Origin of the sequence: Bradyrhizobium sp. SZCCHNS1022, from assembly GCF_032484835.1 — a bacterium.
GTDB lineage: Bacteria > Pseudomonadota > Alphaproteobacteria > Rhizobiales > Xanthobacteraceae > Bradyrhizobium.
Genome location: NZ_JAUETT010000001.1, coordinates 75,933 through 96,993 on the forward strand (window position 1 = coordinate 75,933; position 21,061 = coordinate 96,993).

Annotated in this window: 22 protein-coding genes; 4 read left to right on the top strand and 18 right to left on the bottom strand. The window is 64.3% G+C overall.

Features of this window, described 5'->3' with window-relative positions:
* Nucleotides 1-17: 17 nt before the first annotated feature.
* From QX071_RS00330 to QX071_RS00370, 9 genes are all read right to left on the bottom strand, one after another.
* Nucleotides 18-1,274: an aminopeptidase gene (locus tag QX071_RS00330; protein ID WP_315702825.1), complete on the bottom strand. Its 1,257-nt coding sequence runs from the start codon at nt 1,272-1,274 to the stop codon at nt 18-20.
* A gap of 457 nt (nt 1,275-1,731) precedes the next feature.
* The gene (locus QX071_RS00335; RefSeq protein ID WP_315702824.1) at nt 1,732-2,331 is read right to left on the bottom strand and encodes a VOC family protein; all 600 of its coding nucleotides are present in this window, start codon (nt 2,329-2,331) and stop codon (nt 1,732-1,734) included.
* Nucleotides 2,332-2,369: 38 nt separating this feature from the next.
* The gene (locus QX071_RS00340; protein WP_315702823.1) at nt 2,370-3,089 is read right to left on the bottom strand and encodes an SDR family oxidoreductase; all 720 of its coding nucleotides are present in this window, start codon (nt 3,087-3,089) and stop codon (nt 2,370-2,372) included.
* Nucleotides 3,086-3,946 (bottom strand): ATP-binding cassette domain-containing protein, encoded by an 861-nt coding sequence (locus QX071_RS00345; RefSeq protein ID WP_315702822.1) that lies wholly within the window; start codon nt 3,944-3,946, stop codon nt 3,086-3,088. The genes QX071_RS00340 and QX071_RS00345 overlap by 4 nt, the downstream gene beginning before the upstream one ends.
* The gene (locus QX071_RS00350; RefSeq protein ID WP_315702821.1) at nt 3,943-4,818 is read right to left on the bottom strand and encodes an ABC transporter ATP-binding protein; all 876 of its coding nucleotides are present in this window, start codon (nt 4,816-4,818) and stop codon (nt 3,943-3,945) included. Before QX071_RS00350 ends, QX071_RS00345 begins: the two co-directional genes overlap by 4 nt.
* Entirely contained in the window at nt 4,815-5,705 is an 891-nt protein-coding gene (locus QX071_RS00355; RefSeq protein WP_315702820.1) for an ABC transporter permease, read from the bottom strand. The genes QX071_RS00350 and QX071_RS00355 overlap by 4 nt, the downstream gene beginning before the upstream one ends.
* 5 nt (nt 5,706-5,710) lie before the next feature.
* Nucleotides 5,711-6,718, bottom strand: coding sequence for an ABC transporter permease (locus tag QX071_RS00360; RefSeq protein ID WP_315702819.1), 1,008 nt, complete (start codon nt 6,716-6,718; stop codon nt 5,711-5,713).
* Nucleotides 6,719-6,737: 19 nt separating this feature from the next.
* Complete coding sequence (locus QX071_RS00365) at nt 6,738-8,279, bottom strand: ABC transporter substrate-binding protein (RefSeq protein ID WP_315702818.1); 1,542 nt, start codon at nt 8,277-8,279, stop codon at nt 6,738-6,740.
* Between the two features lie 60 nt (nt 8,280-8,339).
* Entirely contained in the window at nt 8,340-9,572 is a 1,233-nt protein-coding gene (locus QX071_RS00370) for a dienelactone hydrolase family protein (RefSeq protein ID WP_316171156.1), read from the bottom strand.
* Nucleotides 9,573-9,737: 165 nt separating this feature from the next.
* Here QX071_RS00370 and QX071_RS00375 point away from each other — a divergent pair, with 165 nt between their 5' ends.
* Nucleotides 9,738-10,370 carry a MarR family transcriptional regulator gene (locus tag QX071_RS00375; RefSeq protein ID WP_315702816.1) on the top strand — a complete coding sequence of 211 codons (633 nt, stop codon included), beginning with the start codon at nt 9,738-9,740 and terminating at the stop codon, nt 10,368-10,370.
* Nucleotides 10,371-10,393: 23 nt separating this feature from the next.
* Here the strand turns inward: QX071_RS00375 and QX071_RS00380 are convergent, their stop codons facing one another.
* From QX071_RS00380 to coxB, 8 genes are all read right to left on the bottom strand, one after another.
* The gene (locus QX071_RS00380) at nt 10,394-11,095 is read right to left on the bottom strand and encodes an SURF1 family protein (RefSeq protein ID WP_315703182.1); all 702 of its coding nucleotides are present in this window, start codon (nt 11,093-11,095) and stop codon (nt 10,394-10,396) included.
* A gap of 165 nt (nt 11,096-11,260) precedes the next feature.
* Nucleotides 11,261-11,647 carry a DUF983 domain-containing protein gene (locus QX071_RS00385; protein ID WP_315702815.1) on the bottom strand — a complete coding sequence of 129 codons (387 nt, stop codon included), beginning with the start codon at nt 11,645-11,647 and terminating at the stop codon, nt 11,261-11,263.
* 127 nt (nt 11,648-11,774) lie between these two features.
* Complete coding sequence (locus QX071_RS00390) at nt 11,775-12,671, bottom strand: cytochrome c oxidase subunit 3 (RefSeq protein ID WP_315702814.1); 897 nt, start codon at nt 12,669-12,671, stop codon at nt 11,775-11,777.
* 86 nt (nt 12,672-12,757) lie between these two features.
* Nucleotides 12,758-13,405 (bottom strand): cytochrome c oxidase assembly protein, encoded by a 648-nt coding sequence (locus QX071_RS00395; protein WP_315702813.1) that lies wholly within the window; start codon nt 13,403-13,405, stop codon nt 12,758-12,760.
* Nucleotides 13,405-13,569 carry a CoxF protein gene (locus QX071_RS00400; protein ID WP_315702812.1) on the bottom strand — a complete coding sequence of 55 codons (165 nt, stop codon included), beginning with the start codon at nt 13,567-13,569 and terminating at the stop codon, nt 13,405-13,407. Before QX071_RS00400 ends, QX071_RS00395 begins: the two co-directional genes overlap by 1 nt.
* A 21-nt stretch (nt 13,570-13,590) precedes the next feature.
* Nucleotides 13,591-14,526 carry a heme o synthase gene (locus QX071_RS00405; protein WP_315702811.1) on the bottom strand — a complete coding sequence of 312 codons (936 nt, stop codon included), beginning with the start codon at nt 14,524-14,526 and terminating at the stop codon, nt 13,591-13,593.
* Between the two features lie 112 nt (nt 14,527-14,638).
* Complete coding sequence (gene ctaD / locus QX071_RS00410) at nt 14,639-16,252, bottom strand: cytochrome c oxidase subunit I (RefSeq protein ID WP_315702810.1); 1,614 nt, start codon at nt 16,250-16,252, stop codon at nt 14,639-14,641.
* A gap of 73 nt (nt 16,253-16,325) precedes the next feature.
* Nucleotides 16,326-17,156 carry a cytochrome c oxidase subunit II gene (gene coxB / locus QX071_RS00415; protein ID WP_315702809.1) on the bottom strand — a complete coding sequence of 277 codons (831 nt, stop codon included), beginning with the start codon at nt 17,154-17,156 and terminating at the stop codon, nt 16,326-16,328.
* A 444-nt stretch (nt 17,157-17,600) separates the two neighbouring features.
* Between coxB and QX071_RS00420 the strand changes: the two genes are divergently transcribed.
* Nucleotides 17,601-18,194 carry an invasion associated locus B family protein gene (locus QX071_RS00420; RefSeq protein WP_315702808.1) on the top strand — a complete coding sequence of 198 codons (594 nt, stop codon included), beginning with the start codon at nt 17,601-17,603 and terminating at the stop codon, nt 18,192-18,194.
* A gap of 33 nt (nt 18,195-18,227) precedes the next feature.
* Here the strand turns inward: QX071_RS00420 and QX071_RS00425 are convergent, their stop codons facing one another.
* Nucleotides 18,228-18,743, bottom strand: a complete 516-nt coding sequence (locus QX071_RS00425) for a GNAT family N-acetyltransferase (protein ID WP_315702807.1) — start codon at nt 18,741-18,743, stop codon at nt 18,228-18,230.
* An 84-nt stretch (nt 18,744-18,827) separates the two neighbouring features.
* On the opposite strand from QX071_RS00425, the gene tldD reads away from it, so the two are divergent.
* Complete coding sequence (tldD, locus tag QX071_RS00430; RefSeq protein WP_315702806.1) at nt 18,828-20,255, top strand: metalloprotease TldD; 1,428 nt, start codon at nt 18,828-18,830, stop codon at nt 20,253-20,255.
* Nucleotides 20,252-21,040, top strand: a complete 789-nt coding sequence (gene lepB, locus QX071_RS00435; protein ID WP_315702805.1) for a signal peptidase I — start codon at nt 20,252-20,254, stop codon at nt 21,038-21,040. Before tldD ends, lepB begins: the two co-directional genes overlap by 4 nt.
* Nucleotides 21,041-21,061: the final 21 nt, after the last annotated feature.

Sequence of the window (21,061 nt, forward strand, 5' to 3'; positions counted from 1 at the left end):
TCCGGCCCTGATCACCGTCAGGCCCACTCGCCTTTACGGAACACCGGCACCCGACTGCCATCGGCACGGATGCCGTCGATGTCGGTGTCGGCCGAGCCGATCATCCAGTCGATATGGATCAGGCTCTGATTGCCGCCTTGCGCTGCGATCTGCTGTTGGCTGAGCTTAGTGCCGTCGATGAAACACTTCGAGTAGCACTGGCCAAGCGCAATGTGCGAAGCAGCGTTCTCGTCGAACAGCGTGTTGTAGAACAGAAGCCCGCTCTTCGAGATCGGCGAGGAATGCGGCACCAGAGCCACTTCGCCGAGCCGGCGCGCGCCCTCGTCGGTGTCGAGCACCTTGTTCAGCACCTCTTCGCCCCGCGACGCCTTGGCTTCGACGATGCGGCCGTCCTCGAACTTGACCTGGATATTGTCGATCAGCGTGCCCTGATAGGACAGCGGCTTGGAGCTGACGACATGGCCTGAGACGCGGCGGCAATGCGGCGTCGTGAACACCTCTTCCGTCGGAATGTTGGCGTTGCAGGTAATGCCGTTCTTCGCCGTCGAGGCCCCGCCTTCCCATTCATGACCGTCGGCCAGTCCGATCGTCAGATCCATGCCGGGACCGGTATAATGCAAGGCGTGGAAGCGCTGCCCGTTCAGCCAGTCGGTGCGCTCGCGCAGCACCGCATTGTGCCGCTCCCAGGCGACAACCGCGCCGTCGTGATCGACGCGGGAGGCTGAGAAGATCGCATCGGCAAGCTTTGCCACCGCGACCTCCTCCGGCACATCAGGGAACACCAGCTTGGCCCAGGAGGCACTCGGATAGGCGATGATGTTCCAGTTGGTCTCGAAATTGGTGATCTTCTCCAACGCGGGCTGGTACGCCTTGGAATTGGCTTTGCTGGCGCGCGCCACCTTGGCCGGATCCTGACCGGACAGCAGCATCGGATTGTCGCCGACGATCGCCAGTCGCGCGGTGTTTTCCGAGAATGCTTTGGCCATGCCCTGATAGAGCCAGTCGGCGGCACGATCGAAACTGGCGTCCTGGCCGAAGCGATAGCGCGCCAACGTCAGCTCCTCGTCGGAGAAAAACGAGGTCACGATGCCGGCACCGGCCTTGTAGGCATGTTCCGCGACTTTGCGCACCAGCGGCAGCGCGACCGAGGGCGCCGTCAGCAACAGATCCTGCCCCGGCTGCAGCCGCAGGCCAACCTTCACCGCCACCTCCGCGAGGCGGTCGAGCTTGACGGGATCGATGGCGGCTTCAAGGTTGCGCTGGTGTGCGGTCATGAGAGGTCCGATCAGTGGGTGGTGCGATGCCACAGAGATAGGCCAATTGCGGTGGCGGTCAATGCCGAAGGCATGACGGCATGGCCCCCCTACCTGCCGCACCCCATATGCCAGGACGCCGGTCACCGGCGAACCGCCGCGCAAATCGCGCAGCAACGCCTGAGTTATGGATCCACACTTGTGCGGAAATAATCGCCGAGTTGCGGGCAGGCCCCCGCGAGGGCAATCAGCGCGTCCGCTCGTTCGAGCGGTCAGGCTCGCCACATGCATCAATGTCGTCCCGGCCCTTGAGCCGGGACCCATATTCCAGAGACGCCGATCATCGACGATACCGTCGCACCAGCTTGCGTGACAACAACGGCCTGTGCTTATGGATCCCCGCTTGCGCGGGGATGACGATTGAACTTAGGTCGCCGACCTCGGGCAATGGCGAAATTTCTCATCGACTGAAAGCGGCTTATTTCTGCGGCTCCGTCGTCGACCACAACAGCGTGGTTGCGCTCTTCTCGTAGGCCATGCCCTTGGGATAGCTGATCAGCTCCATCTGCAGGCCCCACGGCGTGAAGAAATACAGGATCGATTGGCCGGCCGCCGGTCCCTCGCTGATCGGAATCGGCCCCTGCAGCGTCCTCACGCCCTTGGACTTCAGATAGGTGGCAGCAGCGCCGATGTCGTCGACATAGAGCGCGATGTGATGGCCGCCGATGTCGCTGTTCTTGGGAAGCACCTTGGCCTGGTCGGGTGCCTCGTACTGGAACAGCTCGATGTTCGAACCATAGCCACAGCGGACCATGCTGATCTCGTCGATCTTGGCGCGCGGATGCACGTTGACGACGTCCTGCATGAACGTGCCCTTGTCGTCCGAGAACGGCCCGAAGGACATCGCGTGCTTGCAGCCGATCACGTCGGTGAAGAAGGCCGTGGCTGCCTTCACGTCGGGCACCGTGATGCCGGTGTGGTCATGGCCCCGGAGGCCGGGGATCGAGTCGGCGAAGGCGGAGGTGGATGAGAGCGCGAGAGCAACGAGAGCGGTTCGTACAATTCCGAATGTCTTCATGATCGACTCCTACTCCAATGAGATCCGGTACCCGCTGCCTAAGCCGGAGATGCCAATTGCCGCTCCACCGCCTTGTGATCCCGCGCGAGGCCGGCGGCGAGGCCTTTCGCCATCTCGCCGACATAGATGTCCTCCTCGCCGGCTTCGAAGCCGTCGAGGATCTCGCGCGCGGCTTCCTCGGTCGTCATCTTTGGAATGGGCAGGCCTGCGGTCATGCGCGTATCGACCGCGCCGGGCAGCGCGGCGACGACGCGGACGCCCTTGGGCGCAAGCTCGCCGCGCAAACCCTGCGTCAGGCTGAGCGCCGCCGCTTTCGAAGCGCAATAGGAGCCCATGAACGGCAGATTGACTCGGGCGAGAATGGTGAGGATGTTGAGCATGGCGCCGCTGTTCTTGATCAGTGCCGGTGCAAAGGCGCGGGCAAGGCGCAGCGGTGCGAGATAGTTGATCTCGATCTCCTCGCGCGCAATCGCAAGATCCGGCGCGAGCAGCAACGCCGTGTTGTGGTTGACGCCGGCATTGTTGATCAGCAAGGTCACGTCGGTCGCGAGCGCTGCGGCGGCAGTGACATCCGTGTCGCTGGCGACGTCGAGCTTAACGGGCACGACCCGCTCGGACGCCGTAACGCGCGTGACGTCGCGTGCGGCCGCGTAGACCTTGGCGGCGCCGCGCGCGAGCAAGCCGGCGATGAGGGCCTGCGCGATCGCGCCGGTGGCGCCGGTGATGAAGACGACAGAATCCTTGATGGTCGCTGTCATGCGGCTGATCCTTGCTGCTGGAGGAGCGCGGTGGAGGTCGGATCATCGAGCCAGCCGGGCTCGACATCCGGCAAGGGAATGGCTGCGAGCAGCTGACGCGTGTAGGCGTGCTGCGGATGGCTGAAGATGCGCGCCACAGGTCCCTGCTCGACCACTTCGCCTGCCTGCAGGATCGCGACATCGTCGCAGAGCACGCGGATGACGGAAAGATCGTGGCTGATGAAGACGACGGTCAGCCCGAGCTTGGCACGGAGCTCCTTCAACAGCAGCAGGATATGGGCCTGGGTCGAGACGTCGAGCCCGGAGACGATCTCGTCGGCGACGATGAAATCGGGCTCGAGCGCCAGCGCCCGCGCGATACCAGCGCGCTGGCGCTGGCCGCCGGACAATTCGTGCGGATAACGGTCGACGAAGGAGGTCGGCAAGCCCACCAGATCGAGCAACGCGGCAGCACGATCACGCCTGGCACGCCGTCCCTTCAGCCGGCCATAGATTTCGAGCTGCCGGGTCAGGGTCACCGCGAGCGGCAGCCGTGGATTGAGCGAGGACTGAGGATCCTGAAAGATCATCTGGATCCGCATCCGCAGCGGCCGCAACGCTGCTTCCGTGAGATGGCTGAGTTCGATGCCGTCGAACTGGATGCCGCCGGAGGTCGGCTCCAGCAGCCGCACCAAAAGCCGGCCTAGCGTGGTCTTGCCCGAGCCGGATTCGCCCACGAGCCCGAGCACCGTGCCGCGTGGCACTGCCAGATCGACGCGCCTGATCACCTCACGCATGGGCGCCTTGCGAAACAGCGACGCGCCCCGCTCCGGATAGGCGAAGCCGAGCTGGCCGGTGCGGAGCAGGACGTCGCTCATGCCGGCCTCGCCGCCATCTGCTGGTCGAGCCTATAAGCCTCGGCCCACAGGCTCTCGATCAAGGACGGCGGCACCGGCTTCAACGCCTCAGCGGGCCGGTCGGCCCGCGGCGTCGCTGCCAGCAGCGCCCGGGTATAGGCATGGCGAGGCCTGGCCAGCACATCGGCAGTCGCGCCGTCTTCGAGCACGCGGCCCGCATGCAGCACGGTCATGCTGCGGCAGATCTTCGCGACGACGCCGAGATCATGGGTCACGAACAGGATCGCAGCGCCATGGCGCAGCCGCAGCCGCTCGACGAGCTGCAGCACCTGGCGCTGCACCGTAACGTCGAGTGCGGTGGTCGGCTCATCGGCAATCACCAGCGCGGGATCGCAGGCGAACGCCATCGCAATCAGGACGCGCTGGCGCATGCCGCCCGACAGCTCATGCGGATAGAGCTCGAGCACCCGGGAGGGATCGCGGATCGCGACTTCGGCCAGCAACGCAGCGGCGCGATCGTGCGCGGCGCGCTTGGACAGATTGAGGTGATGCTGCAGGATCGCGCCCATTTGTGCACCGATCCGCTTGACCGGATTGAGCGAGGTCATCGGATCCTGCGGGATCAGCGCGATGCGGCGACCGAGCAGGCTGCGGCGCTCCCGCTCCGGCATGGTAAGGAGATCACGGCCTTCGAAGGTGATGCCGCCCGCCGCAACCGCGGCCTTCGCCGGCAACAGACCGAAGATGCTGCGGCCGACCATCGATTTACCGGCACCGGACTCGCCAACCAGTCCCCTCACCTCGCCGGCTTCGACGCTCAAACTGACGCCGCGCAGGACATTGCTGCTGCCGATCGCGACATGAAGATTGTCGATGGTGAGAATGGCGGTCATCGGCGCTGCACCGGATCGAGCGCAGCGCGCAGGCCGTCCCCGAGGAGGTTGAAGCCGATTACGCTGGCGATGACGCAGGCGATTGGAAACATCATGATCCAAGGCGCCTGATAAATGATCTGCCGGCCCTCCGTGATCATGCCACCCCAGCTCGGGGTATCACCGGCGACGGAGATGCCGACGAAGGAAAGAATGACTTCGACCAGGATCGCGATCCCCATTTCCACCGACAGCAGGGTCACGATCAGCGGCACGAGATTGGGTAGGATCTCCAGCCGCAACAGTTGACCGCGGGAAAGACCGAGCACCCGCGCGGCCGCGGCATAGTCGCGCCGCAGCTGTGCCATCGTCTCGGCGCGAACGACCCGGGCAAAGCGCGTCCAGTCGACCACGACGATGGCTGCGATCACCGAGGTGAGACCGGCGCCGATCACGGCGGCAAGCACGATCGACAGCAGCACCGGCGGAAATGCCATCCAGACATCGACCAGCCGCGAGACGAGCTGATCGAGCACCCCACCGAAGGCGCCGGCAACAAGCCCCAGAACGATGCCGATGATGGCCGCAAGGAGGGCCGCGACGAGCGCCACCACGAGCGCCGTGCGGGCTGAGAATATCAGCCGGGACAACACGCAGCGACCGAGACTGTCGGTGCCGAGCGGATAGGACGCGTCGCCTCCGTGCATGAAAGCAGGCGGCAGCTGGGCCGACAACAAGTCCTGCTCGATCGGATCATGCGGCGCGAGCAGCGGCGCCAACAATGCGATCAGCACCAACAACGCAATGATCGCGCCGCCGCACCGGAGCCGCGCCCCGCCTCGCACGAACGCACCGCGCCAGCGTGCGGTTGGCGCCGTCATTGGACCGCTGATTGCGAGATCAGCCATTGCAATCATCCATGGCGCAGCCTCGGATCAAGCAGCGCGACCACAAGATCGACCGCGAGATTGAGCGCGATGAACAGCACGGCGAAGGTCAGGATCAGCCCCTGGATCAGCGGAAAGTCGCGGTTGACGACGGCGTCGATCGCCATGTTGCCGATCCCTTCGTACGAGAAGATCCGCTCGACCAGCACAGTGCCGCCGAGCAGCAAGGTGACCTGCACGCCCGAGAACGCCACGGTCGGGATCAGCGCGTTCGGCAGCACCTCGCTGCGCAGGATCGTGCCACGCGAGAAGCCGCGGGTTCGCGCGATCTGTGCGTAGTCCTGGTCCTCAGCCTCGGCAAGCTGCGCCTTCAACAGCCGCGCCACCAAAGCCGCGAACGGCAGCGCGAGCGCGAGCGCCGGCAGCAGCATATGCCGCAGCAGATCGGCGGCGATATCGAAGCGAAAGGTCGCAAGGCTTTCGAGCAGATAGAAATGGGTGGAGAAATCGATTTCGCGCTGCGGATCGAGCCGACCGGAGATCGGCAGCAGCGGCACCAGCACGCCGAACACGAGCAACAGGATCAAGGCCCAGAGGAAATCCGGGATGGCAAGGAAGAATCCGATGCCGCTGTCGACCAGCCATTCGGCGGCGCGGCCGCGGAAAGTTACACCGAGGAGCGCAACGATGCCGCCGAGCAGCAGCGCCATGACGACGGCGAGCGAACACAGTTCGAGCGTCGCCGGCAACCGCGCGATCACCAGCTCGAACACGCGCTGATGCAGGCTGATCGAGCGGCCGAAATCGCCCGACAGCACCTGGCCGAACCAGGTGATGAACTGCGTCACGATCGGCTGGTCGAGCCCATACAGCGCACGGAGCCTCGCGATGTCCGCACTCGATGCGCCCGGCGGAATCATCATGGCGATGGGATCGCCCGGGACCACGCGCAACAGCACGAAGACGATGATGCCGACGCCGAGCAGCGTCGGCGGAACGAGGGCGGCACGCTTGAGAACAGTGCTCCAACGCATCGCCGCCCCCAATTCTCGGTCAGCCCTGGCTGACCAGTTGCGGCAGGATCATGCCGTTCGCCTGCGCCACGACCTTGAGTCCCTTCTTGTGGATGATCGGCTGCACATATTGCAGCAGCGGGATCACCTCGCCCTCCTCCGCAATATATTTGTCGACCGCCTTCCAGCCGGCGATGCGCTTGGTCTCGTCCTTCTCGCCCCAGAGCGGACCGATACGCTCGATCAGATCCTTGCCTTTCCAGGCCGAATGCGGCGACGGGCCGAACATGGCAAAGCCGGTCGAGGTGGTGGGATCGCCGATCGCATTACCCCAATTGTAGAATGCCGCCGGCGCCAGCGCGTGACGCGCGCGCAGCTCGTAATGCTGGGCGATCTCATAGATCTCGATGTTGGCTTCGATGCCGACCTTGCGCCACATGCCGGCGATCGCCTGGACCATCTCGTAGTCTTTCGGCTTGAAGCCGCGCGTGGTCTGGATGGTGAACTTGACCGGTTTCTGCGGCGAGTAGCCGCTCTTGGCGAGCAGGCTCTTGGCCAGCTCCGGATCGTAGGCGGTCTTGATCGTGGGATCGAAGGCGGCATAGCCCGGGGCTTCCAGCGTGTCGATCGGCACGCCATAGCCGCGCAGCAGCTTGTCGACGATCGCCTTCTTGTCGATGGCGTGATTGGCGGCGAGCCGCACATTGCGGTCGAGCATCGGATCGATGTCGGTCAGGAAGATCATGCCGATATCGGAGACCGGCTGGGTGAGACCCACCAGATTCGGCTTGCCCTTCAGCCGGTCGAACTCCTCATACGGAATCTCGAAGGTGACGTCGGAGCCGCCGGATTCGAGTTCGGCAACACGGCTGGTCGGATCGGTGACGAACTTGAACACCACGGTTTCGAACGCCGGCTTCGGTCCCCAATAGGTGGGATGCGCCTTCAACCGCAGGAACGCGTTGCGCTCGAACGCATCGACCTTGTACGGCCCCGAGCCGATCGGCGCCTTCTCGAAACCTTCCGCGCCGACCTTTTCATAGTAGGCCTTCGGCAGCACATAGCCGGTCAGGAACGCCATCCATTTGAATAGCACCGGCTCGAATTCGACGACATCGGCCGTGATGGTGTGGCCATCGATCTTGAAATTGTTGATCTTGGACCAGACGAACTGGATCGGGTTGCCGCCCTTCGGATCGGCCGCGCGGGTGAGCGACCACACGACATCCTCCGGCGTCACCGGCGAGCCGTCATGCCAGGTCGCGCCCTGACGCAGCTCCATCGTGATCTTGGTGCGATCCTCGTTCCAGCCCCATTTGGTGAGCAGGCCGGGCTTGAAGGAAAGATCCGGCGCCTGGCCGATATAGGGATCGAAGATCGCCTGGTAGATCGACTGGATCGTCGGATTGACCGCTGACGCTCCGACGGTCGGATCGAAGGAGGGCAGGTTGACATTATAGGCGATGGTCAAGGTGCTCCCGGCGGCTTGCGCAGATTGAAGCGAGAGCCCGGACGTGAGCGGGAGGGCGGCTGCACCTGCGAGCTGCAGCAGCGTCCGACGGGAGATCGAAATGTCACGCATGGTGATGCGACTCCAGATAAAGGAATGGCGCCCCTTGCGAGCGCCACCGATGAAGAACGACTATTTCGGCGCGCTTTCGGACCAGCGCGCCATCAATGTGTTCGACGGCAGGGCTTCGTCGACCAGCTTCTTGGCCGTCTCTATTCCGGCTACGGGAAGCTTCGATGGGTCGAGCAGCCCGATCTGCACCAGCACCGAGGCCTGATCCCAATAGATGTGCTCGTTATAGAGCTTGTCGCCGCGGAAGCGCACGATCGCCACCAGCGGGATCTCGACATATTTGCCGGTGGGCGGGATGCCGGGCAGCATCCAGTCGATCTCGATGTCATGGGTGAAGCAGAACAGCATCTCGTCGACGACACGGTCGGCGCCGATGGTGCGCGAGATCGGCACCAGCTTGGTGTCGACGGGCGTCTTCGGGCTGAAATGGTTGGCGTAGAAGCGCAGGAGATTCGCGTAGCCGACGCCGCCGGTCATGGTCGGGATGTGGTTGACATAGGGCTCGGCGACCATCGTCTTCATGGTCTCCTCCGCCGAGCGGGTCGCGAACTCGAGCTCGGTATGGCGATCCCACAGCGACGACAAGTCGTAATGCGGCCCGAGCACCTTGCGGAACAGCGCGATCGACCGCGAATGCGCCATCAGCGTCGCCGGCTTGTCGAAGCTGGGGCGCTCCGGCGCGGCGAAGGCGTGGTCGCAGCCGGGATAGAGATAGAACTCGACGTCGTTGCGCCCGGCGAATCCGACCTTGATGATCTCGCGCGCCTCGGCATTGGCAAATTTGTCGAGCTCGGCAAAGTGAAACACCATCGGGCATTTGATGGCCTTGGCTTCGCCGATGTCGGCATCGATGCCGACGCCGTAATAGGAGACTGCACAATCAATGTCGGTGCGCGCGGCCGTGAGATAAGCGAGCTTGCCACCGAGGCAGAAGCCGAGCGCACCGACCTTGCCTTTGCACTCGGGACGCGCGCGCAGCACCTTCAACGCGTCGGCCGTGTCCTTGATCGCCAGATTGGCATCGAAGCGCTGATAGTAGCCGAACGCCCTGGCGAAATCCGCTTCGCCATAGCCGAGCTCGATGCCCGGCTCGAAGCGCCAGAACAGGTCCGGCGCCAGCACCACGTAGCCTTCCTCGGCGTAGTAGTCGGCGACCGCGCGCATCGAGGCGTTGACGCCGAAGATCTCCTGCAGGAGCACGATGCCCGGACCCGAGCCGGAAGCCGGAACGGCGAGATAACCCTTGAACGTACCGCCGTCCTGCGCGGCGATCTCGATCCATTGTCCGGCCACGGCCCTGCTCCCCTGCTGCAATGTGTCCAGCGCAGACGTCCACAGCGATGTCGCGCTTCGTGTTTTCTTCATTGAATTTTTAATGTAAAAATATCGGATGTAAACAGCAGAGATTGAGCATGCGCTGCACATCCATTGTGCGAAGCGGCATGCGGGAGACAGGTTTTGAAACGGGCGACGAACTCGGCGGCCAAGCGCGCCGCAGCCGCGGCAAAGACGAAATCCCGCAGGATGGGCTCCACGGCACAGTCGAGGACTGAGCAGGCGCAGGGGCGGTCGGCTGCTGAAGCCGGCACCTGGCATCTGGCGCGCACCGACGCCGAACGGCGGGTCTCGGATTTCGAGTTCGCATTGGAGCGGCTGGCGCAGTCCTACTACCGCTGGAAGGCCTCATGCCTTGCCGCGGTCTGCGAAGTGCCGCTGACCGGAGACGACGTCGCGGTTCTCAACGTGGTGCGGATGGGCGATGAGCCGAAGCGTCTGGCCGAGGTCGGACAGCTGCTCAACCGGGTCGACGTGCCGAATCTGCAATATGCCACGCGCAAGCTCACGCGCGCCGGATTGATCGAGACCGAGGGTGGCTCGTCGCGCAAGGAGACGCGCTACCGCGCCACCGCGAAGGGCCGCGCAGTGACGGAAGACTATGCGAAGCTGCGCGCCGAGACCTTGCCGCCGATGTTCGAGGGTCTCGCCGGCTGGGTCGAGAGCTGCGCTGCCGTGACGGCACAGCTCGACCAGATGTCGGGGCTTTACGCCCAGGCCACGCGGGTCGCGATCACCCGGCGACATCAATCCTAACAGCGTCGTGTCGCCGCCGCGCGTCAGCTCGCGCGCAAGCGTCGTCCTCGCACCCACACGACGAACGCGATCACCAGCGCGGCAGCCAGCGCGAACCAGGTGATCGCATATTGCATGTGCTCGTCGCGCAGATGCGGCGTGAGCGGCCCGGGTTTGGGGATGCCGTTCGCAGGGACAGGCGCTTCCAGATCGACATAGAACGGCGCGACCTCACCCCAGCCGAGCGTCCTTGCCATCGCCAGATGATCGCGGGTGAACCACAATCGCTTCTCACGATTCTCCGCCGGCGTCAGCCAGCCGGCGCTTTCCGGGAAACGCAGATATCCGGTGAGGGTGACGGGCTCGCCGGTGATGAGCTTCCCCACCGCGCGATCCTCCACGCCACGCTCCTGCATGGTGTTGGCGACGAAGCCGGCATCGATCACCACCGTTTCGCCTGAGGGCAGGCGGGCCGGCAAGAGCGCCCAGGTCCCGGAGCCGGAGACATCCTCGCGCACGGCCGAGCCCGCGCTATAGACCATCGCATCCGGCAGTTTCGCATAAGTCGCAGTGAAGGTGACCCGGCGGAATTCGTCGTTCGCGGCGCTGAGCGCACGCCACGCCGAAGATGGCGGCAACGCGATCGGCGCCGCCGCGACGCGCTCGGTGAGTGCCGCGATCAGCGCATGCTTCTCGGCCCTGCGCTGCAGTTGCCAGACACCGAGGCCGGCGAACAGCGCGACCATCACGATCGTGAAGATCGCGAAGGCGCGGATGCGGGCGTCAAAGCTATGGGTCACGGGCGACGCTCATGCGGCTTGTCTTCACCTCCGCTGACAGGAGGCGGAAGTCCCGGTGCCGTTGCGGCATGGTGGGAACTTCCGACACCCACTCACGGCCGCCGGGAGCGATCATCGCGGCGTGCGATCGACCAGCTTGCCCGGCGCAGCCTTGTGGTGGAATTGCAGCGCGATCAGAAGCGACTTCATCGCCCGCAGCGGCAACAGCGTCACCACCAGGATCAATGGCAGCCACAGCGCCGCGTGGACCCAGAACGGCGGCTGGTATTTCACCTCGACGATCAACGCGGCGCCGACCACGATCGCGCCGGCGATCATCATGATGAAGATCGCCGGCCCGTCGCCGGTGTCGATGAAGGCGTAATCGAGCTCGCACACTTCGCAGCGCCCGCGAAGGTTGAGGAAACCGGAAAACAGCTTGCCCCGGCCGCAGCGCGGACACCGGCAAGCGAGCCCGCGCAGGACGGTTTGGGAGAGGGAGACGGGTTGAGCGTTCAATCTAACCTCCTTGCCCGTGCTGCCGGGACACAGGGCGGACCAGTCAAACGGAAAAGGGCGGCCCTGCGGCCGCCCTTTTTAGCACCGGTACAATCAATGCACGAGCGACAGGGCGTGAATATGCACCTCAATGCGCGCCGTGAGCCATGGCTTCGGCGCCGTGACCCCAGACATAGATGCAGACGAACAGGAACAACCAGACCACGTCGACGAAGTGCCAGTACCAGGCGGCGAATTCGAAGCCGAGGTGCTGTTTCGGCGTGAAGTGGCCTGCATAGGCGCGAATCAGGCAGACGATCAGGAAGATAGTGCCGACCAGCACGTGGAAGCCGTGGAAGCCGGTCGCCATGAAGAAGGTCGAGCCGTAGACGTGGCCGCCGAAGGAGAAGGCGGCATGGCTGTACTCATAGCCCTGCACGCAGGTGAAGGTCGCGCCCAGGAGAACCGTGAGGATCAGGCCATACTTCAGACCCTGGCGATTGCCCTCCAACAACGCATGGTGCGCCCAGGTCACGGTGGTGCCGGAGGTCAAGAGGATCAGCGTGTTGAGGAGCGGCAGGTGCCAGGGATCGAACGTCTCGATGCCCTTGGGCGGCCAGACGCCGGGGACCGCACAGGCGCCCATCTGGGTGCCCGGGCCGCAGCCGAACACGGCATCGCGGGTCGCCTGCACGGCATCGGCCGGGAACAGCGCCGCGTTGAAATACGCCCAGAACCAGGCGACGAAGAACATCACCTCGGAGGCGATGAACAGGATCATGCCGTAGCGGTGGCTGATCTGCACGACGCGGGTGTGGTCGCCCCGGTACTGGGCCTCACGGATGACATCGCCCCACCAGCTCGCCATCGTATAGAGCACGCCGATGGCGCCGACGCCGAAAATGATCGGCGCGGCCGAAAACAGGTGGTGCATCCAGGTGACCGCGCCGACCGCCATGATGAAGGCCGACACCGAGCCGACGAACGGCCACGGACTCGGATCGACCAGATGGTAGTCGTGATGCTTTGCGTGGGCGGTTGCCATTTCGAGTCTCTCCCCAGCTCTATGCCGATCAGATCGGCACCTGTTCGTTCAGAAGTTCATTTCCCCGGATTGTCGGACGTCCGCCATTAGAGATTGCCCCGCGGTTTGTCCGGCTCGCCCGCAGCCACCGGCTTGGGAGCCGGATCGCGCACGGGATAGAAGGTGTAGGACAAGGTGATCGTGTTGAGACTGTCGTTGTCGTGATCGCCAACGAGTGCCGGATCGACATAGAACACCACCGGCATCTCGCGCTTCTCGCCGGGCGCCATGGTCTGCTCGGTGAAGCAGAAGCAGTTGATCTTGTTGAAGTAGGCCCCGACCGTCAGCGGCGCGACATTGTAGGCGGCCTGGCCGGTGGTGGTCCGCGCGGACTGGTTGGTGACGGTGTAGTAGACGGTGACGACCTGGCCGATCGCGACCTCGATTTCCGTCTTCTCAGGCTCGAACTTCCAGGGCAGCCCGCCGGCCACATTGGAATCGAAGCGGACCGCGATCTTGCGGGCGAGCGGCCCGGTCGTGGGGCCTGCGGTCGCCACTTGCGTGGTGCCGTTGAAACCGGTGGCCCGGCAGAACCAGTTGTAGAACGGCACGGCCGCATAGGACGCGCCGACCATCAGCACCACTACGGCGCCGCAAATGGTCCCCACCAAGGCGTCGCGGCTAAGACCTCGACGTTTGGCGGCTGCGGCCGGAACGGCCGGTTCGCGCGGAGCGCTATGATCGAAGCTTTCCATCAGATCGGCCGCCTCAACACTGCGGGCCCTTTGACCAGGGTGACCGCGAAGAACAGCACCACCAGCACGCCGAGCGCCAGCGCAATGGCGATCGAGCGCCGGCGCCGCGCGCGCAGCTGCGCCTCGGTCAGCACGATCCCCTCTGGCTCGTTCGGCTCGGCCATGTCAGCGTCATCCGCCCCCTGTCAGGTGCCCAATCCGATCATGCGCACGACCGCCTCGACCCCCAAGGTCAGAAAAAGCGCGAACAGATAAAGGATCGAGAAGGCGAACATTTTGCGGGTGGCGCGCAAGGACGCGCTGCGCTCACGCTTGCGGTAGATCTCGATCGCCAACCAGAGCATGCCGGCGCCGAGCACGAGCGAGATCAGGCCATAGACGGCGTCGAAATAGCCGAGCGCCCAGGGGGCGACCGCGATAGCGACCAGGACGATCGTGTAGAGCAGGATCTGCAGCCGCGTCGCATCGGGACCGGCGACGACCGGCAGCATCGGAATGCCGGCGCGAGCGTAATCGTCGCTGCGGAACAGGGCGAGCGCCCAGAAATGCGGCGGGGTCCAGAAGAAGATGATCAGGAACAGCCATAGCGGCTCCGGCGCGATGGTGCCGGTGGCCGCGACCCAGGCCACCACCGGCGGCAGCGCGCCGGCGGCGCCGCCGATCACGATATTCTGCGCGGTCCAGCGCTTCAGCCACAGCGTGTAGATCACGACATAGAAGAAGATCGTGAACGCCAGCAACGCGCCAGCATACCAGTTGACGAGGATGCCGAGCGTCAGCACTGCAAAGAAAGCAAGCGTGCTGCCGAAGGCCAGCGCTTCGGCACGGGTGACGCGGCCGCGCGGGATCGGACGGTTGGCGGTGCGCGACATCTTGGCGTCGATGTCGCCTTCCAGCGCCATGTTGAGCGCACCGGAGGCGCCGGCGCCGACCGCGATGCAGAGCAGCGCGGTGATCGCGAGCACCGGGTGGAAATGTCCCGGCGCGATCAAAAGCCCGACCAGCGCGGTGAAGATCACGAGCGACATCACCCGCGGTTTCAGCAGCGCGAGATAATCGGCGACGTCGGCCTCGGAGATCCGGGGACCGACGGCAAGAGCGTTCTGATCGATGACCGACACGACTGATCCAGGCCTTCCGCTTCATTTGCCGCATCGCCGGCCAGGTGGCGGGCGATGCGGCTGGACGTCAGCGCGGCGCCTGAAGCGGTGCCACGCATCGTTGGTTCGAGAGTTACTGCACCCGCGGCAGCACTTCGAATTGATGGAACGGCGGCGGCGAGGACAAGGTCCATTCCAGCGTCGTCGCACCCGGCCCCCACGGATTGTCCGCGGCCTGCTGCTTGCGCACGAAGGCGTCCACCACGCCATAGACGAAGATCAGGACGCCGACGCCGGAGATGTAGGAACCGATCGAGGACACGAGGTTCCAACCGGCAAACGCATCCGGATAGTCGATGTAGCGGCGCGGCATGCCGGACAGGCCCAGGAAATGCTGCGGGAAGAACACGAGGTTCACGCCGATGAACATCACCCAGAAGTGGGCCTTCGCGATGGTCTCCGAATACATGTAGCCGAACATCTTCGGGAACCAGTAGTACCAGCCCGCGAAGATCGCGAACACGGCGCCGAGCGACAGCACGTAGTGGAAGTGCGCCACGACGTAATAGGTGTCCTGCAGCACGCGGTCGACGCCGGCATTGGCCAGCACCACACCGGTGACGCCACCGACCGTGAACAGGAAGATGAAGCCGACGGCCCACAGCATCGGCGCCCGGAACTCGATCGAGCCGCCCCACATCGTGGCAATCCAGGAGAAGATCTTCACGCCGGTCGGCACCGCGATCACCATGGTGGCGGCGACGAAATAGGCCTGCGTCGCCGAGGACATGCCGACCGTGTACATGTGGTGGGCCCACACGACGAAGCCGATGCCGCCGATCGCGACCATCGCATAGGCCATCCCGAGATAACCGAACACGGGCCTACGCGAGAAGGTCGAGACGATCTGGCTGATCATACCGAAGCCCGGCAGGATCAGAATGTACACTTCCGGGTGACCGAAGAACCAGAACAGGTGCTGGAACAGCACCGGGTCACCGCCGCCCTCGGCCGCGAAGAAGGTCGTGCCGAAATTGCGATCCGTGAGCAACATGGTGATCGCGCCCGCAAGCACCGGAAGCGACAGCAAGAGCAGGAACACCGTCACCAGGATCGACCACACGAACAGCGGCATCTTGTGCAGGGTCATGCCCGGTGCGCGCATGTTGAAGATCGTGGTGATGAAGTTGATCGAGCCGAGGATCGACGACGCGCCGGCGATATGGAGCGACAGGATCGCGAAATCGACCGCGGGGCCAGGATGTCCCGACGTCGAGAGCGGCGCGTACATGGTCCAGCCGGCACCGACGCCGTTGGAGCCCGGCTCGCCCTCGACGAAGGTCGAGAGCAGGAGCAGCGCGAAGGACGCCGGCAGCAGCCAGAACGAGATGTTGTTCATGCGCGGGAACGCCATGTCGGGCGCGCCGATCATGAGCGGCACCATCCAGTTGCCGAAGCCGCCGATCATCGCCGGCATGACCATGAAGAAGATCATGATCAGGCCGTGAGAGGTGACGAACACATTGTAGGTGTGGTTCTCGTGAAAGAGCTGCACGCCCGGATACATCAGCTCGATCCGGATCGCGATCGACATCGCCGCACCGATGAGGCCGGCGCAGACCGCGAAGATCAGATACATCGTGCCGATGTCTTTGTGATTGGTCGAATAGACCCAGCGCCGCCATCCGGTCGGATGGTCGTGGGCGTGATCGTCATGGCCGATGTGGGCCGTTGCGCTCGTCGCCATTGTCAATCCTCGTGTGCCCTAGATGTCCCCTCAGGACCGCGAACGGGTCCATGAAAAAGTCGTCGCTTGCGCCTTACTGCGACACGCCCGCCGCGGAGGCGTAGGTGTTGCCCGGTGCGCTCGCGAATTTCTTCTTGGCGTCCTCGACCCAGGCTGCGAAATCCTGCTCGCTCACGACGCGCACCGCGATCGGCATATAGGCGTGGTCCTTGCCGCAGAGCTCGGAGCACTGGCCGTAATACATGCCGACCTTGGTGGCCTTGAACCAGGTTTCGTTCAAACGGCCGGGGATGGCGTCGATCTTGACGCCGAACGACGGGATCGCCCACGAGTGGATCACGTCGGCACCGGTGGTCTGGACCCGGATCACCTTGTTGACCGGCACCACCATCTCATTGTCGACGCCGAGCAGACGCGGCTGCTTGTCCTGCGCGAGCAACGAATCGAATTCGAACTTGCCGTTATCGGGATAGGCGTAGCTCCAATACCACTGCTTACCGGTCGCCTTGACGGTAAGATCAGCCTTCGGCACATCGAGTTCGAGGAAGAGCAGCCGGAACGAGGGCACCGCGATGGTGACCAAGATCAGCACCGGGATCAGCGTCCAGGCCACTTCGAGCAGAGTGTTGTGGGTGGTGCGCGAGGGCACCGGATTGGCGCGAGCGTTGAACTTGACCACAACGGTCACGAGCAGCGCCAGCACGAACAGCGTGATGCAAGTGATAATGGTAAGCAGGAGGCCATGAAACCAGGTGATGTTGTCCATCACCGGCGAGCCGGATTCCTGCAGCTTGTATTCCCACGGCGCGGGCTGGCCGAGCTCCGCAAACGCCGATCCACCCGACACCAGCGCCACCGCCATCCCCAGCAGGCAGGCGCCCAATTGGCCCTTCGACATCTTCATGCCGTTCGCGCTCCCTTCAGAACTTTTCCCCCTCAGCGAACCGCCGCTTGTCTCACGGTGCGCTGTTATGATCCGCTCCCCGGACAAACGGCCATGGCGGACTCATAGGAAAGCACCTGGGCCAGTTCACTGGAATGACGAAATCTTTCTTCTCAAACCACAATTCTTGATCTATCGCAATGCAGCTCTTAAGCCGGCTCCGAACTGCCGTCGCATCGTTCCAATTTGGCGGAATTTGCCCGGGAAATTGCCATGCGACGAGGTTTCGCGGGCCACGGCCGCTTGACAGGCGTCCCGTGCGATGTACGCAACGATCGCAGGCCGTATTTTGCAGCTGATTCGGCGGCATCGGTCGCACAGTCGTCTTGCCGGAGACACGCCGTGAAGACGCCATGATTGCCGGCTGATGCCGTGGTGCCGACAGACCACCCACAGGAAAGTGTCATGGGATCGACCCGGATAGGGCCTTCAACGGAGAGCACAGCGCTCAAGCCTCTCCGAGATGCGAATGAGTCGCGATGGCGATCCCGCCGCGTGCGCGGTGGCATCGCCGCGCTCGCGCTTGCGACCGCGATGGCCGCGATCAGCATGCCGGCAGCACTCCGCGCGCAGGGCGCGGTGCGTTCGGTGCATGGCGACTGGCAGATCCGCTGCGACACTCCGCCGGGTGCCCAGAGCGAGCAATGCGCCCTGATTCAGAGCGTGGTGGCAGAGGACCGCTCCAATGCCGGGCTCACGGTCATCGTGCTCAAGACCGCCGACCAGAAGAGCCGGCTGATGCGGGTGGTGGCGCCGCTCGGTGTCCTATTGCCCTCCGGTCTCGGACTGAAGCTCGATAACCAGGATGTCGGCCGCGCCGGCTTCGTGCGCTGTCTGCCGAACGGCTGCGTCGCCGAGGTGGTGATGGACGACAAGCTGCTCAACCAGCTCAAGACCGCCAAGACCGCAACCTTCATCATCTTCGAAACGCCGGAGGAAGGCATCGGCTTCCCGTTGAGCCTCAACGGGCTCGCCGAGGGGTTCGACAAGCTGCCGTGAAGGCCCGATCATCAGACACATTGCCGTGATCGCTCAGTTTGCTGGAGTGGTGCCCGGCCCCTCCAACGAGAGCGCCATGACCAAGCGTGTCTTGTCGATTTCCTCAGTGCAGGTCTCGGGCGGCTCGACCGCCTTGATCACGAACCCCGTCTTTTCGTACAGCCGGATCGCATTGGTGTTGCTGCGGTAGACGGTCAGCTCCACCCGGGAGTAGCCGTAAGCGCGCGCGGCGCCGAGCACCCGCGCGATTAGCCGGGTTCCGATGCCCTGGCGCCGGAACTGCGGCAAAAGGCCCATGCCGAGCACGCCGATTCGGGCATCGATCGGCCCCGATTTCGGGGTTACATCACACCAGCCGACCACCTCGCCGGCCGAAAGGGCCACGAACTGCGGATAGCCCTGGGCGATACTGTTCAGAATGAAGGCGCGGGTGGAGTCCAGCGGCGGCGCTGCCACGAAGGACAGATAGCGCCGCTCCCGCGCGACCAGGTCTAGCGTGCGGTGAAAGCTCTCGATGTGCCCTGCGGCGATGGGAACGATCTCAACCATGTCAGTTCGGTAATCATCCTGCCCCTCGCACCCCGACCCGGAAAGAACTATCTTGGATCGTATCTTCCGACAACGGACCAGCCGATGACAAATCCATCAACCTCCTCCCTGCTCGACCGCGCCCAGCTCGACCGTGACGCCGTCCGTCACGAGATCGCGCGCGGGCTTGCCGGTGCGGACGACGGCGAATTGTTTCTGGAATATAGCCAGAGCGAAGCGCTGACCTTCGACAACGGCCGGCTCAAACAAGCGACCTATGACACGAGCCAGGGCTTCGGCCTGCGCGCCGTGAAAGACGATGCGGTCGGCTACGCTCACTCCTCCGACGTCTCCCTGCCGGCCTTGATGCGCGCGGCCGACACGGTGAGCGCCGTGCGGGGCGGTTATTCTGGCAACTTCGCGAGCCCGCCGCCGCACACCAATGTGCGGCTTTACGGCGACGACAATCCGCTCGATGCCCCCGGCTTCGAAAGCAAGGTGAAGCTGCTCGGCGAGATCGATGCCTATCTGCGCGACAAGGACCCGCGTGTACGGCAAGTCACCGTGAGCCTGGGTGCGACCTGGCAGGTCGTGGAAATCCTGCGGCCCGACGGCGAAAGCTATCGCGACATCCGCCCGCTGGTGCGCGTCAACGTCTCCGTGGTTGCGGGCCAAGGCGACCGGCAGGAGAGCGGAAGCAAGGGCTATGGCGGGCGCGAGGCCTATTCGCGCTTCATCGAAACCAAGGCCTGGCGCGAGGCCGCCGATGACGCGCTGCGCGAAGCGCTGGTCAATCTGGAATCGGTACCGGCGCCGGCTGGCGAGATGGACGTCGTGCTCGGGGCTGGCTGGCCCGGCGTGATGCTGCATGAGGCGGTCGGCCACGGGCTCGAAGGTGATTTCAACCGCAAGAAGACCTCGGCCTTCGCCGGACTGATGGGCCAGCAGGTGGCAGCCAAGGGGGTCACTGTGGTCGACGACGGCACGATGGCCTCGCGCCGCGGCTCGCTGTCGATCGACGACGAGGGCACGCCGACCAGCCGCACCTTGCTGATCGAGGACGGCATCCTGGTCGGCTATATGCAGGATCGGCAGAACGCACGGCTGATGAACATGAAGCCGACCGGCAACGGCCGCCGGCAGAGCTATTCGCACGTGCCGATGCCGCGCATGACCAATACCTACATGCTGGCGGGCGCGCACGACCCCGCCGAGATCATCGCCTCCGTGAAGAACGGCATCTATGCCGTGAATTTCGGCGGCGGCCAGGTCGACATCACCTCGGGCAAATATGTGTTCCAGTGCACCGAGGCCTACAGGATCGAGAACGGCAAAGTCGGCGCACCGGTCAAGGGCGCGATGCTGATCGGCAACGGCCCGACCGATCTGAACCGGATCAGCATGATCGGCAACGATCTGTCGCTCGACACCGGGATCGGTACCTGTGGCAAGAACGGGCAGGGCGTACCGGTCGGCGTCGGCCAGCCGACCCTGCGTATGGACCGCATCACGGTCGGAGGTACGGGTCGATGAGCGTCGAGAAGGTTTCAACAGTCAAGGACGGCAAGGCGGAAGCGAGCGGCACCACCTGGCGCGGCCAGATGGCGCAGCTTGCCGCGGTCGTACTGGCCGTGTTCGTCGCCAAGGGTGCGATCGCCGAGCCGTTCTACGTGCCGTCGGGCTCAATGGAGCCGACCTTGATGATCGGCGACGCGCTGCTCGCTTCGAAATTCCCCTACGGCTATGGCACCTCGTCGCTGCCGATGCAGATCACCCTGCCGGAAACCGGCCGCCTGTTCGGCGAGACGCCGAAGCGTGGCGACGTCGTCGTGTTCCGTTGGCCGGGCGACACCTCGCAGGCCTGGGTCAAGCGCGTCGTCGGCCTGCCCGGTGACCGCATCCAGATGCGGCAAGGACAGCTCTTCATCAACGACCAGCCGGCGAACTTGAAACCCGACGGCATCGGCGAGGCCGAGGACGACAGCGGCCGCACCGAGTCGGCCTACCGTTATGTCGAGACGCTCCCGAACGGTGTTTCGCACCTGATCTTCAAGCTGCGCGACAACGGCCGGCTCGACAATACGCCGGAGGTCACCGTGCCGCCTGGCAAGCTGTTCGTGCTCGGAGACAACAGGGACAATTCCGCCGACAGCCGCGTATCGCTCCGCGACGGCGGCGTCGGCCTGCTGCCGATCGACAATCTGGTCGGCCGTGCCGACGCCGTGGTCGGCTCCTGGGATCTCGGCGTCCGTCGCCAGCCGGTGTGGGCTTGGCTCTCCGGCTTCCGGCTCGACCGCTTCTTCACCGCGGTGCGGTGAGCCACAAGCGCTCATCGTCGC